Source organism: Robinsoniella sp. KNHs210, assembly GCF_000686105.1.
GTDB classification, from domain to species: domain Bacteria; phylum Bacillota; class Clostridia; order Lachnospirales; family Lachnospiraceae; genus Robinsoniella; species Robinsoniella peoriensis.
The window spans coordinates 525,583-543,225 of record NZ_JMLZ01000002.1; the positions used below are offsets into that span (position 1 = coordinate 525,583).

At 42.4% G+C, this 17,643-nt stretch carries 14 protein-coding genes; 11 read left to right on the plus strand and 3 right to left on the minus strand.

Annotated elements, in window-relative coordinates; all coding sequences use genetic code 11:
* Positions 1-4 precede the first annotated feature (4 nt).
* The 4 genes from CD03_RS33015 (at position 5) to CD03_RS0109145 (ending at position 5,147) form a co-directional block, all read left to right on the plus strand.
* Positions 5-565 (plus strand): corrinoid protein, encoded by a 561-nt coding sequence (locus CD03_RS33015; RefSeq protein ID WP_330377476.1) that lies wholly within the window; start codon positions 5-7, stop codon positions 563-565.
* A gap of 198 nt (positions 566-763) precedes the next feature.
* Positions 764-2,971, plus strand: a complete 2,208-nt coding sequence (locus CD03_RS0109135) for an ASKHA domain-containing protein (RefSeq protein WP_052377745.1) — start codon at positions 764-766, stop codon at positions 2,969-2,971.
* Positions 2,972-3,013: 42 nt separating this feature from the next.
* On the plus strand, positions 3,014-3,802 hold the full coding sequence (locus CD03_RS33020; protein ID WP_027293378.1) for a polysaccharide deacetylase family protein: 789 nt from the start codon (positions 3,014-3,016) through the stop codon (positions 3,800-3,802).
* A 31-nt stretch (positions 3,803-3,833) separates the two neighbouring features.
* Entirely contained in the window at positions 3,834-5,147 is a 1,314-nt protein-coding gene (locus CD03_RS0109145; RefSeq protein ID WP_027293379.1) for a replication-associated recombination protein A, read from the plus strand.
* Between the two features lie 66 nt (positions 5,148-5,213).
* Here CD03_RS0109145 and CD03_RS0109150 read toward each other — a convergent pair whose 3' ends face one another.
* The gene (locus tag CD03_RS0109150) at positions 5,214-6,890 is read right to left on the minus strand and encodes a bifunctional diguanylate cyclase/phosphodiesterase (RefSeq protein ID WP_027293380.1); all 1,677 of its coding nucleotides are present in this window, start codon (positions 6,888-6,890) and stop codon (positions 5,214-5,216) included.
* Positions 6,891-7,129: 239 nt separating this feature from the next.
* Between CD03_RS0109150 and CD03_RS0109155 the strand changes: the two genes are divergently transcribed.
* Positions 7,130-8,407, plus strand: a complete 1,278-nt coding sequence (locus CD03_RS0109155) for an amidohydrolase family protein (protein ID WP_027293381.1) — start codon at positions 7,130-7,132, stop codon at positions 8,405-8,407.
* A 58-nt stretch (positions 8,408-8,465) separates the two neighbouring features.
* Here CD03_RS0109155 and CD03_RS0109165 read toward each other — a convergent pair whose 3' ends face one another.
* A complete protein-coding gene (locus tag CD03_RS0109165) occupies positions 8,466-9,191 on the minus strand; it encodes a hypothetical protein (protein ID WP_027293382.1) in 726 nt (241 codons plus the stop codon).
* Between the two features lie 202 nt (positions 9,192-9,393).
* Here CD03_RS0109165 and CD03_RS0109170 point away from each other — a divergent pair, with 202 nt between their 5' ends.
* Entirely contained in the window at positions 9,394-10,989 is a 1,596-nt protein-coding gene (locus CD03_RS0109170; RefSeq protein ID WP_044289263.1) for a potassium/proton antiporter, read from the plus strand.
* 124 nt (positions 10,990-11,113) lie between these two features.
* Positions 11,114-12,622 (plus strand): IMP dehydrogenase, encoded by a 1,509-nt coding sequence (locus CD03_RS0109175; RefSeq protein ID WP_027293384.1) that lies wholly within the window; start codon positions 11,114-11,116, stop codon positions 12,620-12,622.
* Positions 12,623-12,746: 124 nt separating this feature from the next.
* Here CD03_RS0109175 and CD03_RS0109180 read toward each other — a convergent pair whose 3' ends face one another.
* On the minus strand, positions 12,747-13,370 hold the full coding sequence (locus CD03_RS0109180) for a YesL family protein (protein WP_027293385.1): 624 nt from the start codon (positions 13,368-13,370) through the stop codon (positions 12,747-12,749).
* 239 nt (positions 13,371-13,609) lie between these two features.
* Here CD03_RS0109180 and CD03_RS0109185 point away from each other — a divergent pair, with 239 nt between their 5' ends.
* From CD03_RS0109185 to CD03_RS38845, 4 genes are all read left to right on the plus strand, one after another.
* Positions 13,610-14,560: an ABC transporter permease gene (locus tag CD03_RS0109185; RefSeq protein WP_027293386.1), complete on the plus strand. Its 951-nt coding sequence runs from the start codon at positions 13,610-13,612 to the stop codon at positions 14,558-14,560.
* A gap of 18 nt (positions 14,561-14,578) precedes the next feature.
* Positions 14,579-15,496 (plus strand): carbohydrate ABC transporter permease, encoded by a 918-nt coding sequence (locus CD03_RS0109190; RefSeq protein ID WP_027293387.1) that lies wholly within the window; start codon positions 14,579-14,581, stop codon positions 15,494-15,496.
* A 141-nt stretch (positions 15,497-15,637) separates the two neighbouring features.
* On the plus strand, positions 15,638-17,425 hold the full coding sequence (locus tag CD03_RS0109195; protein WP_027293388.1) for an extracellular solute-binding protein: 1,788 nt from the start codon (positions 15,638-15,640) through the stop codon (positions 17,423-17,425).
* 59 nt (positions 17,426-17,484) lie between these two features.
* On the plus strand, positions 17,485-17,607 hold the full coding sequence (locus CD03_RS38845; RefSeq protein WP_255348072.1) for a hypothetical protein: 123 nt from the start codon (positions 17,485-17,487) through the stop codon (positions 17,605-17,607).
* Positions 17,608-17,643 lie beyond the last annotated feature (36 nt).

The window sequence follows — 17,643 nt, forward strand, 5'->3', positions numbered from 1 at the left end:
GGCAATTGATGAAAATTTAGATCCAAAGGCAGTCTTAAATGAAGGTTTGTTATCCGGAATGATGATCATCGGTGAAAAGTTCAAAAATAATGAAGTTTTCGTACCGGAAGTACTGGTAGCAGCCAGAGCAATGAACGCAGGATTGGCAATTCTGGAACCAAAGCTTGTAGAAGTTGGAAATGAACCGGTTGGGAAAGCCGTTGTTGGTACTGTAAAAGGTGATTTACATGATATTGGTAAGAACCTTGTAGTAATGATGTTAAAAGGAGCAGGTCTTGAAATTCATGATATCGGCGTAGATGCAGAGCCGGCAGCATTTATTGATAAGGCAGAAGAAGTTGGAGCAGATTTAATCTGTATGTCAGCACTTCTGACTACAACAATGCCGAATATGCAGACTGTAGTTGATGAGTTAAAAGAAAAAGGACTCCGTGATAAATATATCGTAATGGTTGGTGGGGCGCCAGTAAATGAAAGCTTTGCAGAACAAATTGGAGCAGATTATTATACACCGGATGCAGCAACCTGCGCCGAAGTTGCTAAAAAAGCTGTATTAGCCAATTAAAGTCATAAAAAACAAAAAAATTTACATAGGCTGTCGCATACCTGAGAGGTTATGTGACAGCCTTGATTGCATTTATCAGCGTACATAAGATGTGTGAGATTGGCGATACGTGAGGGACAAGTGTGAAAGAAAATCGCTTTCACACTCTTTATTAGTGCAGTACCGCAGACAGGTCTGCGGTATGCGGGAGGGACAGATATGCAGATAACAAGAAAGGGTGAGATTATCTGTCTGGATGGATTCGATGTCAGGATAGATAAAAAGGTAGTCCTGCAGTTGCTAGACTGTAAGGAAGATAACCCTATATATGAAGAGGTTGAGGAAGAATATGAGGAACTTCAGGAGATCGTTTATGGGAAAATAGATCCTCATGCTTTAATTAAATTCGATGAGGTACCAAAAGAGATAGCAAAGCAGATAAATCTCAGGGAAAAACAGGCGGCATATGTTCTGACGACCGTTGGCAGGGAAGTAAGTGCCTACAGTACCCTGATGTTTCAACAGGGAGACTATCTGAAAGGGATGCTGATTGATGCCATGGCTGACAGTTTTCTGTTTCAGATGGAAGATGCGCTGCAGGATGTTTTGCGGGAAGAATGTGCGAATCGAAAAGCGGGTATAAAGAAGCGTCTGGAAGCGCCTCACGATATCCCTATGGAAATGCAGCAGGTAATGCACCGCCAGATCAGGGCGGAAGAAATGCTGGGGATCGGCATCACATCAGGATATATGTTTGATCCGGTAAAAACCTCCTGTCTGATACTGGTCTTAACCGATGATGAAAAGGAATTCCGGATGCAGCACGATTGTAGAAAATGCAGTGCACTGCATTGTAAATTAAGAAAGGTGGCACCTGTTATGATTGAAGTAATTGAGAATGGAAAAAGCTACCGGATACCATGTGCAGAAAAGCAGAGTATATTAGATGCACTGATAGCCCATGATGTATATTTCAGTGCGGTATGCGGCGGAAAAGGAATCTGTGGTAAATGTAAGATTCAGCTTCTGGAAGGCAGCCTTGATGTAACCCCTTCCGATGAAAAAAAATTCACAAAAGAGGAGCTGGAAAAAGGTTATCGGCTGTCATGCAGGGCATTTCCCAAGGAAGACTGTAAGATTGCGTTAGACAGAAATGATGAGTCAGACTTTGAAATAGTATCGGATTATTCAGGAAAACAATCTGATTCAGGAGCATCAAATGACACTGCTTTTGGCATTGCCATTGACATTGGAACTACTACAATCGCCCTGAATCTGATCGGAAAACAGAGTAAGGAGGTGGTATACTCTTTTTCTACCATTAATAAACAGAGAAGTTTTGGAGCAGATGTAATATCCCGTATCCAGGCATCCAATGACGGGAAGAAAAAAGAACTGCAGGCTTCCATCCGTCAGGATCTGTTAACCGGCATCCGCGAGATTATAAAAGAAACGGGAATTTCCCCAAAGCAGGTGGAGCAGGTAGTAATCGGATGCAATACAACCATGGGGCATCTTCTGATGGGCTATTCCTGTGAAACACTTGGAGTAGTGCCTTTTACACCGGTTAACATTAAGATGATAAAAGAACCTTTTGAAAAAATCATGGGGAGTGGGCTGCTGGATTGTGAATTAGCAGTGCTGCCTGGAATTTCTACTTACGTTGGCGGGGATATTGTATCCGGGATGTACTTTTGTGACTTTTTTAAAAGCGAAGATATCTGCCTTCTGGTTGACCTGGGAACCAACGGAGAGATGGCTCTGGGAAATAAGGATAAGATACTGGTTTCTTCCACAGCGGCAGGACCGGCTTTTGAAGGCGGTAATATTACCTGGGGAATGGGCAGCGTAAAAGGTGCGGTCTGCGGTGTCCGTCTGGATAAAGAAAAAGCTGAGGTGGAGACCATTGGAAACGAACCGCCCATCGGCCTGTGCGGTACCGGGGTAATTGAGATAGCAGCGGAACTTGTACGGGAAGAATTTGTGGATGAGACAGGGCTTTTGGATGAAGATTATTTTGACGACGGATTTCCAATTGCTAAAACACCGGATGGGAAAAACATAGTATTTACCCAAAAAGATGTAAGGGAAATCCAACTTGCCAAGGCAGCTGTCAGAGGAGGAGTAGAAACGCTGCTCCTGCGCTATGGTGTAACTTATGATCAGGTAAAAACGGTTTATCTGGCAGGAGGATTTGGTTTCCATATAGATACGGATAAGGCATTCCAGATCGGTATGCTTCCCAGGGAATTTGCAAATAAGATTCAGACGGTAGGAAACAGCAGTCTGGGCGGTGCCATTCGTTATTTTATATCCGAAGATGGTGACAGGGATATGGAACGTATGGTCGATCTGTCGAAGGAAATTAATCTATCCAGTGACAAAGAATTTAACGATTTTTATATGGAGCATATGTTTTTCGAGTAAAGCATATATTGTTGTTAAGACTTCAATGGATTGTGGATATATATGGAGAAGTGGAAACAATATGTGGAAAGAGGATTGATCCTCGGTGGAATTGTGGTTTTTGTATTATGTATGGTAAATCTGTGGCAGTCCGGTTCAGGTCCGGCAGAGAGTCTGGATGCAATGGATACAAAGATTTATGAAGATTCCGGGGAGACACCGTTAACAGAAATAAAAGAAACTGAAGCAGGACGGGGACCAGATAAAGAGACAGAGGCAGAGGCCGCAGATGATGTGAAGCCGAAGATAGCTCTGACTTTCGATGATGGTCCCCATCCTGTTTTTACGCCAAAGCTGCTGGATGGTCTAAAGGAGCGGGGGGTAAAAGCCAGTTTTTTTGTTATGGGAGAAAATATCAAAGGACACGAAGATATTATTAAAAGGATGGCAGATGAAGGTCATGTGATTGGCAATCATACATATTCTCATGTGAATCTGAACCAGCTGTCAGCGGAAAAAGCCTGTGGCGAACTTGCCAAAACCAGTGATCTGGTGAGAAAACTTACCGGAAAAGGGACAGAGTATGTCCGTCCTCCGTTTGGTGTATGGAATGATCAGTTAGACTGCCGCATTACCATGCTGCCGGTGATGTGGAATATCGATCCACTGGACTGGAAAACCATGAATGCTTCCACAGTTACAAATAGGGTAGTGACGAAAGCCAAAGAAAATGCTATTATTTTATTACACGACTATTATCAGTCTTCCGTTGATGCAGCGTTACAGATTGTAGATCAGCTGCAGGCGAAAGGATACCGGTTTGTAACCGTTGAGGATATATTGTTAGAATAATAGATTTAAGAAACGGACAGGAGAAAAGAATATGGATTTATTTGATTATATGCGAAGCAATACCATGGAAAACGAAGCGCCCCTGGCTTCCAGAATACGTCCCAAAACCTTAGAAGAGGTGGTGGGACAGCAGCACATCATCGGAAAAGACAAGCTGCTGTATCGTGCCATTAAGGCGGATAAGTTAAGCTCAATTATATTCTACGGACCGCCGGGTACCGGGAAGACGACGCTTGCAAAAGTTATCGCGAATACCACCAGCGCAGAATTTACCCAGATCAATGCAACGGTAGCAGGTAAGAAAGACATGGAAGAGGTTGTAAAGGGTGCGCAGGATAAGATTGGGATGTATGGAAAAAAGACGATTCTGTTTGTAGATGAGATCCACCGTTTTAACAAAAGCCAACAGGATTATCTGCTTCCCTTTGTAGAGGACGGAACTCTGATCCTGATAGGGGCAACCACGGAAAACCCTTATTTTGAAGTAAACGGTGCTTTGATTTCCAGATCCATTATTTTTGAGCTTAAGCCTCTTGTAAAGGAAGATATCCGTACGCTAATTGAGCGTGCTGTTTATGATGTGGAACGGGGAATGGGCGCTTATAACGCTGTTGTGGAAGAGGATGCCCTGGAATTTCTGGCAGATATAGCCGGAGGGGATGCCAGATCAGCACTAAATGCAATTGAATTAGGCGTTTTAACGACCCAGAAAAGTGAGGATGGCAAGATCCATATTACCCTGGATGTAGCATCGGAATGTATTCAAAAGAGGGTAGTAAGATACGACAAAACCGGAGATAATCATTACGACACCATTTCGGCATTTATTAAAAGCATGAGGGGATCAGATCCGGATGCGGCGGTATATTATCTGGCGCGGATGCTCTATGCGGGAGAGAGCGTTACTTTTATTGCAAGGCGTATTATGATCTGTGCATCGGAGGACGTAGGGAATGCAGATCCCCAGGCGCTTCAGGTGGCAGTTGCAGCGGCTCAGGCAGTGGAGCGTATCGGTATGCCGGAATCCCAGCTGATCCTGGCGCAGGCGGTGCTCTATGTGGCTGCGGCACCAAAGAGTAATTCGGCGACCAATGCCATATTCCATGCCACAGAGGCGGTAAAGAATAAAAAGGTAACCATACCTCCTTATCTCCAGGATGCCCACTATAAAGGTGCGGCAAAACTGGGTCATGGCATAGGTTATGAGTATGCCCACGATTTTCCAAAACACTTTTCCAGACAGCAGTATCTGCCCGATGAGCTGGTGGGACAAGTCTTTTATGAGCCATCAGAAAATGGATATGAGAAAAAAATACAGGAACATATGAAATGGTTGAGGGAATAGAACTGCTGTCCCAAAGTACAGAAGTAGTTAAAGGAACAAATTTTATAAGAAAAGATATTGGGGGACCTAATGGTTCTCCCAATATCTTTTTTTAAAGTCAGAAGCACTTATGGGTTTTGAAAAGTAAAATCCCTGGATGCTGTCCGGATGAATGGAACGTATGGTTTCCAGTTCTTCCGGGTATTCAATGCCCTCAACGCATACCTGGATATCAACACTGTGGCATAGCTGTATCACGGCGCTGATGAAGGAATAGTTAAAAACCTCCCGGTTAATTGCAGATATAAAGATCCGGTCTATTTTTACAATATCAGCCGGTGACTGCGCCAGCATACCAAGAGAAGAATATCCGGTTCCAAAATCATCCATGGCGATCTTAATATGCTCGTTTCGCAGCTGGGCGAACGTATATTTCAGAGCCTCCATATCGGTGACAAAATAACTCTCTGTCAGTTCCAGCACAATATGACGGGGTTCCAGCTGATACTGTGTCAGAAGGTCACGAATGTATGAAAGGAATGATACATCCAGCATCTGCAAATACGAAATATTAATATTCATTACGAAATCAGGAGCATAGGAGATCCATTCTTTGCAGGTTTTGACGGCCTGCTCCAAAACCCACTTGCCGACGGGTACAATAAGCCCGCCGGATTCCAGCACAGGAATGAATTCTATCGGACTTACGGATCCGTAAGTCTCGCTGGACCAGCGAAGCAATGCCTCGGCCCCTCCGACTGCAAGTGTATCATTACTGATTAAAGGCTGATATACCATATGGAAATGCTCCATGTGATTCATAATGCTTAACTGCAGCTGGTTCGTAATTTCCAGGGTACGAAGTTTTGCTTTAATTAAATCAGGAGAAAAAAACGTACAGGTATTTTTCCCTTTCTGCTTGGATACTTCAAGAGCGCTTGCAGCAAATTTAATTAAATCAAGATAATTATCCCCGTCCGCGCCGATCATTGCGATGCCCCCTGAGACTGTACAAAAGTAAGAAATTCCATCTGCAATCTGTCTGCGGTTAGCATATGCATGTATTTTTTGATAAAGCTGGTATAAATCCTGACCGGAAGCATTTTTATATACAATAGCGAATTCATCCCCGTCAAAACGGAACAGATCCGCATCCGGAGGAAGAAATCGCAGGATGGTCTGGGCAAATTGACGCAATACCGTGTTACCAAATATATGGTCATTCAAAGCATTGATTCTGGAGAAGTCATCCAGTCCGAGCAGGAGTATGCCGCCGGGATGGCATTCATTCTGAATCAGCCTGGTAATTAATTTTTCGCATTCCCGCTGGGCAAACAGACCTGTTATATAATCAATTTTCCCTTTACTGCCAAGGTTCGTTACTACTCCGGCAAAAATTAGCGGATTTCCTTTCTGATCCCTTTTTAGCAGACCACGGCAGATAACCCAGACATATTCATTTTTACGGTTACGGATTTGATATTCTACATTATGTTCATCGGTCTCTTTGTTCAGCATCTTTTCGATGGAATCAAAGTAGCGTTGTCTGTCCTTTTCGTGTACCAGTTCACCCCAAAGAGGAACAAGTCCATGCACCTTTCTGCCCGGAAGATCAAAATCATGCAGCATATTTTTAGAGATAAGGGAGATATCCCGAGTCATATCTACTATATAAATATAGTCATCTGTACTGTTTTCTATGGCTTCATAGAATAGATATGGGTCAATCGTAAAATCATGAAATATTTGTTCATTATCAGTCATCGGTACACCTCTTTTCGTCAGAAGATAAGAAAGGAAATATTTGTTGAGAAATATCGTTTTTAGTAATGTATAAACCTATTATACATTAAATGGAAGGTTTTTAAAATGAAAAAATTCTTTTTTTGCATCCCGGATACTTTTGTGATAAAGTAGCTTTGAGTAAAGAATACCAGGGAAGATAATAATGAATGAAAATTAAATGGAAAATAATCGATAATAATAATGGAAGAGGAGTGAATATGGTGAGTAATAAAAATAGTTATGCGATAAAAGGAAATATCATATATAGTACCACACCGGATCAGCTGGTCCTTATAGAAAATGGTTACGCTGTCTGCGAAAATGGTATTTGTGGAGGAGCTTTTGCAAAACTGCCGGAGAAATATAATGGTATTCAGGTAAAGGATTATGGTGACAGGCTGGTTATACCCGGTCTTGTGGATCTGCATATGCATGCGCCCCAATATGGGCTGCGTGGTTTTGGAATGGATCTGGAACTCCTTGACTGGCTGAATACTTATACATTTCCGGAAGAGGCAAAATATGCCAAAGAGGAATATGCTAAAAAGGCATATGGTATGTTTACGGAAGAGTTGAAGAAGAGCCCTACTACCAGAGCCTGCATATTTGCAACGATTCACAGGGATGCCACAAAGATACTGATGGATCTGCTGGAGAAAACGAAGCTGCGCACGATGGTAGGAAAAGTTAATATGGATCGGAATGCTCCGGAATATCTATGTGAAACAACAGAAGAATCCGCAGCGCAGACGCTGCAGTGGCTTAAGGAAATGCAGGGGCAGTATAAATATGTAGAACCGATATTAACACCCAGATTTATACCAAGCTGTTCAGACAGTCTGATGAAGACGCTGGGCGAAATTCAGAAATCACAGCATTTGTCTGTTCAGTCCCATTTATCGGAAAACGAAGGGGAGATTGCATGGGTAAAGGAATTGTGTCCGGCTGCAGGATTTTACGGAGAGGCATATGAACATGCAGGCCTGTTCGGGAATGGATGTAAGACAGTCATGGCGCACTGCGTATCTTCTGTAGAAGAGGAGATAGCATTGATCAAAAGAAACGGAGTATATGTGGCACACTGCCCACAGTCCAATATGAATCTTTCTTCCGGTATAGCCCCCATTAGAAAATATCTGGATGAAGGTCTGCATGTGGGGCTGGGATCCGACCTGGCAGGTGGAAGTTCAATGTCCATGTTCCGTGCTATGTCAGATGCAATACAGGTATCAAAGCTCTATTGGCGTATGTGGGATCAGTCAGCATCACCGCTTAATGTAAAGGAAGCCTTTTATCTGGCGACAAAGGGAGGCGGAGAATTCTTTGGAAAAATAGGCAGTTTTGAATCCGGCTATGAGTTTGATGTTCTGGTTATAGAGGATGAATCCATCTGGCATCCCCAGGAACTGGGGCTTTTGGAAAGGCTGGAACGTGTCATCTATCTGGGAGATGCAGACAACATCGTTGAAAAAATTGTGGCAGGAGAGATCATTTGAAAATCCGCAGCCGGGAAAGAAAAGCAGCAGCTTTTTGCCGGGGATGGAGCTACATTCTTCATTTAAATAATTTCAGATAAAATACTTCGCTAAAATCAAACCGCATGTCACAGCTTTCGGTGTACCCATATCTGCCGCCTGTTTCCAGATACATCTGGGATAAAAGGGAATCGGGAACAACGTAGCCCAGTATAAAAGTATGGTCTTCCCCCGCCTGTATGGGATAATAGCCTTTTTCAGGCAGAATCCGGGATTCTATACTTCTTAGGGGCTGCGTACCATCCGAGGCCCGGTTAAAGCGTATCTGGCGGTTTGCAGGTATAAATTCAACAATTTTTCCTGGATCATTGTTATGGACTTTTAAGGTTACCCAGACATAGGAATGGGTATCGTCAGCAGAAGCTATCCCATCCGCAGCATCATTTGGCGGTTTTATGTCCATGGCAGGATGAGAACCGGGTATTTTTGCTATCTCTACCTGTTCTACAGTGTACGTAACGCTTCTTTTCTGGTTCTCGGTCACGGTTACAGGCGTATTCAGATTGATGCCGTCCGCAGCCTGGATATCTGCTTCGGTTTCTTTTTTGGTTTGTTCTGTCTTTGCATCGGAATGTATAAATATCGGATTTGTTTCCACTTCAGGAGGAAGTGTAAAGGTCTCCTGTGTAATATTGCCGGAAGACGCCGTTGAAGGCTCGGTTGAAGTTTGGGTTACAGGAGCACATCCTGCCAGCAGGAAACAGATTCCTGCATATGTATAAAGAAAGACTTTCTTCTTTGTCATAGCGGTTCCTTTCATAAGATGTATTTTATGGATGACGGATTGTTAATAAATATATTCTAGCGTAGTTCTCAATTGAATGCAATGGGGCTTTCCTGATGGATAAAAACCAGTATTTTTGCATATTTTACTTTACGGCTGTGTTTTCCTGTGATATTATAAAAAAGTGGTTTACATAATATTACAAATATTTTTAAGAGAGGTGATGCGATTGCTCTACATTTTAGCTATTTGCAGTGCAGTTTTGCTGCTATGTGTTTTCCTGGGAAAGATATCCGGTCGTCTGGGAGTCCCAAGTCTGTTGCTTTTTATGATTCTGGGAATGTGTTTTGGATCGGATGGATTTATCAAAATCCCATTTGATAATTTCGGTATGGCGGAGTCCATATGCTCTACCGCATTGATTTTTATCATGTTTTCCGGGGGGTTCGAGACAAACTGGGCAGCGGCAAAGGCTACCAGTATACAGGGAATTCTGCTCTCTGTCTTTGGTGTTTTGATTACTGCCGGTATAACAGGACTGTTTTGCCATTTCGTACTTGGCATGACATTGCTGGAAGGTATGCTGATAGGTTCTGTAGTCGGTTCTACGGATGCGGCATCTGTCTTTTCCATTTTGCGTTCTAAAAAGTTAAATCTGAAAAATGGCCTTGCTTCCGTACTGGAATTGGAAAGTGGAAGTAATGACCCGGTTGCCTATACCATGACTCTTATTCTTTTATCCTTTATGTCCGGAGGTTCTTCCGTTCCGGTGATTTCCATTTTTTTTAAGCAATTGATGTTTGGTCTTCTTGCCGGCGTACTGATTTCGCTGCTGGCGGTACTGATTCTGCAGAGAGTCCGGTTTGAATCTACCGGAATGCGTACGATTTTTGTTGTAGCCGCAGCTTTGACTGCTTATACACTTCCGTCCTTTATTGGTGGAAATGGATATCTGAGCGTGTACGTGGCAGGAATTATTATGGGTAACAGTAAGATGGTGCAAAAGGTGGAACTGATCCAGTTCTTTGACAGCTTATCAGGACTGATGCAGATTCTTCTGTTCTTTCTTCTTGGTCTTCTGGCATTTCCTTCCCAGATTCCGGGAATCCTTTTGACCGCATTATTAATAGCGGGCTTTATGAGTTTTATAGCACGTCCGGCAGCAGTGTACTGTATCATGAAACCATTTGGACGATCGTTCCGGGAAATTGTATTTACGTCATGGGCAGGGCTTCGGGGAGCGGCATCGATTGTTTTTGCAATCATGACAGTAACGAATCAGGCAGACCCGCAGAATGATATTTTTCATATTATCTTCTGTATTGCCCTTCTTTCAGTAACATTCCAGGGAAGTTTTCTCCCGCTGCTGGCTAAAAAACTAAATCTGGTATACGATGATGAAAATGTTATGAAGACCTTCAATGATTATCAGGATGATACGGATATGGTGCTGATTGAAACCTGTATCGATGAACACAGCCCATGGAAAGACAAAATGATCAATGAAGTATGCCTGCCTTCAGATTCTCTGATTGTAATGATTAAAAGAGAAGGCAATACCATTATTCCAAAAGGCAATACGATTATATCCGAAGGCGATATTCTGATCTCCAACAGAATTGCATCCAGAAGCAGTTCGGATATTCCACTGGTTGAAGTGCCGATTTCCAGTGAACATGAATGGACAGATAAACCGCTGAATCAGATTACCCTTCCCAAAGATTCCCTGATTGTGATGATCAAGAGGAATTCAGAAATTTTAATACCCAGTGGAAATACAAAGATACAGACTGGAGATATATTAGTTATGAACATGTAAGAGCCAAAAGTGGGAATAATTTTGCGACATTTGCCGAAAAATGAAATTTGGGAGTAAAAAGCCTTGTATTTATCCGTAAAAAGTCTTATGATATAACATAAAATCAGATGAAGGAGAAGATAAAATGGCATTCTATTACAACGAACCATCCCACACTTTTAGCGAGTATTTATTAGTACCAGGATATTCTTCAGCCCAGTGTATTCCGGCAAATGCATCCTTACGTACCCCGATAACGAAATTCAGGAAGGGTGAGGAACCGGCGATTTCTATGAATATTCCGCTTGTATCTGCGATCATGCAGTCGGTTTCCGATGACAACATGGCAATTGCATTAGCCAAAGAAGGTGGTATTTCCTTTATATATGGTTCACAGACAGTTGAACAGCAGGCAGAGATGGTAACCAGGGTTAAAAATTATAAGGCAGGTTTTGTATCCAGTGATTCCAATGTGAGACCGGATCAGACGCTTGCAGATATTCTGGTTTTAAAATCTGAGACCGGACATGCAACTGTAGCAGTAACCGATGACGGTACTGCAAACGGCAAGCTGGTAGGTATTGTTACAAGCAGAGATTACCGCGTAAGCCGTATGGATCCTGCAACCAGAATTTCTGAATTTATGACCCCGATTGAAAATGTAATCTATGCAAAAGAGGGTATCAGCCTGAAAGAGGCAAATAATGTGATCTGGGATCACAAATTAAATGCACTTCCAATTCTGGATAACAACCAGAGACTGGTGGCTTTTGTATTCCGTAAAGATTATGATTCTCATAAAGAAAATCCATTAGAACTCCTTGATACTTCCAAACGTTATATTGTAGGTGCGGGTATCAATACAAAAGATTTTGCAGAACGTGTTCCAGCTTTAGTAGAAGCAGGTGCTGATATCCTTTGCATTGACTCCTCAGAAGGATTTTCCGAATGGCAGAAGCTGACCATCGAATTCATCCGTAAAAATTATGGAGACAGCGTAAAAGTAGGTGCAGGAAATGTAGTTGACCGTGAAGGATTCCGTTTCCTGGCTGAAGCAGGTGCTGACTTTGTTAAAATAGGTATCGGCGGCGGATCGATCTGTATCACACGTGAAACAAAAGGAATCGGCCGTGGACAGGCAACAGCCGTTATCGAAGTGGCAAAAGCAAGAGACGAATATTTTGAAGAAACAGGAATCTATGTACCAATCTGTTCGGACGGTGGAATTGTACATGATTATCATATCACCCTGGCACTTGCTATGGGCGCAGATTTCTGTATGCTGGGCAGATACTTCTCCAGATTTGATGAAAGCCCGACAAATAAAGTTATGGTAAATGGTAATTATATGAAAGAGTACTGGGGTGAAGGTTCCGCAAGAGCCAGAAACTGGCAGAGATACGACATGGGCGGAGCATCCAAGCTTTCTTTTGAAGAGGGTGTTGATTCCTATGTACCATATGCAGGAAGCCTCCATGACAACCTGAGCATAACACTTAGTAAAGTACGTTCTACCATGTGCAACTGTGGTGCCTTAAGCATACCGGAATTCCAGAGCAATGCAAGACTGACCCTGGTATCATCCGTAAGTATTGTAGAAGGCGGAGCCCATGATGTAGTATTAAAAGATAATAATATAACTCCTGTGAAATAAGAAATACGAAATATAAAAAAGATTAAAAGTTTATTATTAATGTTATAAAGATTAAAATTGAGAATTTCAAAAATACCGGAGAATTGCCAAAAAATTGGCGATTCTCCGGTATTTTTATATCTGTTCATTTTGAACATACAGCCTCATCCTCATATTTAGAAAGAACTTTGTTAAACAGAAAAGAATTACAATAAGCAATGAAAGCAAAGCCCACAATTACCATGAACAGCTTTGTCTGAGCTGCCGTGAAACACAAAAGAATGACAATACCCTGTATGATGAGCAGGGCAATGGTCTGCAGCCGATGTTCCAAGGCAATCCGGTAAGAATTTTTGATTGTTTCGGTGATATGGTTTTGAAATCTTGCAATCAATGGAAAGGTATACAGAAAGGATATTACCAGCATAACGCTGAGCAGTGTCAACACCAGCAATATTACATTAGCAGCCATTGTACCGATTGCATTCCAAAAGACCAGATTGAATAAAAGAATAGCTCCGGTTAAGAAATAAAACAAAAAAGCCAGAGTGGCAGCTTTAAAATTCTCCCGAAACGCATGGAAGAAAGTTTTCAAAATATAACCATGATCTCCCCTGGCTTCCTGTATCGTGACCTGATACAGTGCGCTTAAGGAGGCACCGGTCGTGAACAAAGGCAGGCAGCAGATCAGAAATACGATATTTAGCAGAATGAATTCACATAGGGTATTGATAAATTGAAAAATGGGACTGTTGATATTGAATTTCATAGGTTTTCTCCTCTATTTATTAAATAAGTTATTAGCCCTATCTTATATGGGAGCAGGTAAAAGGTCTACAGGAAAAATGATAGAAAAAATACGGATAAAATTAGAGATTTTTTCTCCAGAACCACAAAGGTGTAATTTTTACAGGATCCATGTGAAATTTTGAAGGTATCCGTAAAATCCTTGGGATGATAACATAAATGCAAGTAAACGCCCCATGTGAATTGATAGGAGGAAATAGAGTGAAGAAGAATTTAGCATCTGCCACAGTTGGTGACAGACAGAAAAAAGCGAAGAGCAGACAGGGGAAAAAGTTATTTTTTTGGGTACTGCCCTTTATTATCCTGTGCTTTTTGTTTTCGTATTTTCCGTTACACGGTTGGATCTACGCATTTTTTGATTATAAACCACCCCTTCCGCTGTCTAAATGTGAATTTGTAGGTTTGCAGTGGTTTCAGACGTTATTTGCAAATAAGACCCAGATGGAACAGCTGATGCAGGTAATGAAAAATACATTTGCAATGAGTTTATTGGGGATAGCAACATCCATACTGCCAATCGGATTTGCGATATTTTTAAATGAGATTAAATGCAAGTGGTTTAAAAATCTGGTACAGACCCTCACCACGCTGCCCAATTTTATCAGCTGGGTACTTGTCTATTCTGTGGCATTCAGTCTGTTTTCCAACAGTGGTATGGTGAACACCATGCTGCAGCATATGGGTGTAATCACAGATCCTTTAAAATTTTTAGACAGTGATTCTCATACCTGGCTCTGGATGATTTTGTGGAATACTTGGAAAGGCCTGGGCTGGGGCTCCATCATGTATCTGGCATCTATCGCAGGTGTGGATACGGAATTGTACGAAGCAGCCAGAGTGGACGGTGCAAACCGTTTCCAGCTGATGCGCAATATTACACTTCCCGCTTTGATGCCTACATTCTTTGTACTGCTTATGCTGTCCATTGCCAATTTTCTGAACAATGGAATGGACCAGTACTTTGTGTTCCAGAATTCGTTCAACAAAGCACATATTCAGGTATTAGATCTTTACGTTTATAACATTGGCATGACAGGTAACAGTTTATCCCTTGCCACCGCCATCAGTATGCTGAAAAGCCTGGTGAGTGTAACGCTTCTGGTAATTGTCAACTTTGTTTCAAAGAAGACCAGGGGAGAATCTATTATTTAATGTTGGGAAGGAGAAGAGATGAAAGAAATAAAAAAGAAAAAACATCTTACAAAAGGTGATGTAACATTCAATATATTTAATTATCTGATTTTCGGGCTGCTGACGCTTATTTGTGCTTACCCCTTTTATTATCTTATTATAAATACAATCAGTGCCAATGACCTAAGTGCCAACGGGATGATTAATTTTCTGCCGCAAAAAGTACATTTAGAGAATTATATTCAGGTTTTGCAGTTAAAAGGCCTGCCGCTGGCGGCATTGATCTCTCTGGCACGAACCGTGCTTGGGACAGCACTGACTGTTTTGGCATCGGCTTTTCTGGGATTTATGTTTACCCAGGAAAAAATGTGGCACAGAAAACTCTGGTATCGTTTTTTAGTCATCACCATGTATTTTAATGCAGGGCTGATACCCATGTTTATCACGATGAAAACCCTGCATCTTACCAATACCTTCTGGGTATATGTGATACCGGCGATTGTACAGCCGTTTAATATTATTCTGGTTAAGACCTACATTGAATCTATACCCAAATCCCTGCAGGAGGCAGCGGAAATCGACGGCGCCGGAATTATCAAAATTTTCTGCAAGATCATACTGCCCACATGTACGCCGATTCTTGCGACAGTGGCAATATTTGCAGCAGTTGCCCAGTGGAACTCCTTTCAGGATACTCTGATTTATATTACGGATCAAAAGCTCTATTCCCTGCAATATCTGTTGTACCAGTATATTAACCAGGCAAATTCCCTGGCGGCAATGGTAAAAAATAATGCAGGATCGGCATTGAATATGGCAGCCCTGGCAACCCAGCAGACACCTACTTCAATCCGGATGACGGTTTCTGTGATTGTAGTACTGCCCATTTTATTTGTTTATCCGATTTTTCAAAAATACTTTGTAAAGGGAATTATGATCGGATCGGTAAAGGGATAATATATAGTGCCCCGGTCAGCAGTTGCCAGGCGGACCGGCAAGCGTGCCGCGTGCCCATCAGGCTCGTTGCCCGCGGGAATAAATGAAGTTTATTTGCGCTTAAATTAAATATAAAATATAATAAAAATATGGAGGTAGGATATGAAAAAGAAATTAATCAGTATACTCTTATGTATGGCTATGACAGCATCTGTGTTAGCTGGCTGCGGTGGCAAAAGCAAGGGGACGGCAGATTCATCAGGAGGCAGTACGGCAGCAGGAGAAGAAGCAGTCTCAAACAGTAAATATGAAGATTTTATTACCGTTGATGTATTTGACAGTCTGGCTAATTACCAGGGGATACAGTCGGGATGGTTTGCAAAGGTGGTCAAGGATAAATTTAATATGGAACTGAATATCATTGCACCAAATGTTGCAGGCGGAGGAGATACCCTGTTTCAGACACGTTCCGCAGCAGGGGATCTTGGGGATTTAATTATTACGGGAACTGGAAATGGAAAATTACAAAATCTGGTTACGGCAGGACTTTTAATGGACATGTCGGATTTACTGAAGGATAAAGATGTTGTTAAAAATTATCAGCCGGCAATTGACAAAACCAATAAACTGGTGAAGGAAGAAGGAACCTGGGCGATTCCAAGTGAAATATCCACACAGCCGGCGGATACACCAAGTGAAGGCCTGGATCTTACGTTTGGACCGTATTTCAGATGGGATGCATACAAAGAGGCAGGATATCCACAGATGAAGACCTTAGAGGATATGCTTCCTGTTCTGCAAAAAATGCAGGAGGTATACCCTGTCAGCGACTCCGGTAAAAAAACGTATGCTATATCTTTATTCAAGGACTGGGACGGCAATATGATGAATAATGCAAAACAGCCAACCTGTTTCTATGGTTATGACGAGCAGGGATTTGTCCTGGCTAAAGCGGATGGTTCCGACTACCAGAGTATAATTGACAATAATTCCATGTATGTCCGTGTGTTAAAGTTCTTCTTTGATGCAAATCAGATGGGGCTTGTGGATCCGGAATCCACGACACAGAATTACGATACCCTTGGAACAAAATATAAAGACGGACAAGTCTTATATGCCCCATGGCCATGGCTTGGACAGAATATGTACAATACTCCGGAGCGTAAAGAAGAGGGAAAAGGATTTATGCTGGCACCAATCGACGACATGAAAATCTTTTCTTACGGATGTTATGCAGAAGGCAATTCCAATAGTGTAATGGCTATCGGCAGTAAAGCAGAAGATCCACAGAGACTGGCTGACTTCATTGACTGGTTATATTCTCCGGAAGGTATAGAGATTAACGGACAATCATCCGGCGCAGCAGGACCGGAAGGTCTCACATGGGAAATGAAAGATGGAAAGCCATGCCTCACAGATTTTGGAAAGCAGGCGCTTCCCAGCAATGATGTAGCGGTGCCGGAAGAATGGGGCGGCGGTTCCTGGAAGGACGGCGTATCTGCCCTGAATTATAAAACAAATTCATTAGTAGACATCGATCCCAATTCCAATGCGGCATACAATTATCTGTTATGGGACTCCGTACTGGAAGAGAATAAAACAAAACTGGATACAGACTGGCAGGAGAAGATGGGTGCGAAAACAACCTTAGACTATCTGGAGAGCCACGATCAGATTATGGTAGCTCCGGGAAGCAGCTATATTGCACCGGAAGAAGATTCCAACATTACAACGCTGAGAAGCCAGTGCAAAGCATCCATTGTGGACTATTCCTGGAAGATGATCTTTGCATCAGGGGAAGAAGAATTTAACAGCTTGCTGAAAGAAATGCAGGATACAGTTCTGGGACTCGGATATGAGGATGTGCTTGCCGTGGATATGCAAAATGCAAAAGACCAGGCAGTCACCAGAACGGAAATTTTAAATGCAGCACCGGTGTCTGAAAAATAGTATGGGACTTATTAAATTGGGGTTTAGCTGAGGAAGGGGACGCTTTGTAGATGTAGGTAGTGTACGGAAAGATGGGTGTGGGAAACTGGCATGGGCTCCGTCAGCTGGCCGCAGAACTGGTATTTTCTAACCTTTCCGAAGCGCTTTTTGGCGGCACGCGGGCATTCACCGAGAAATCCTGATGCATTTCTCGGTTCAGTACCCGCTTAGTATCCGAT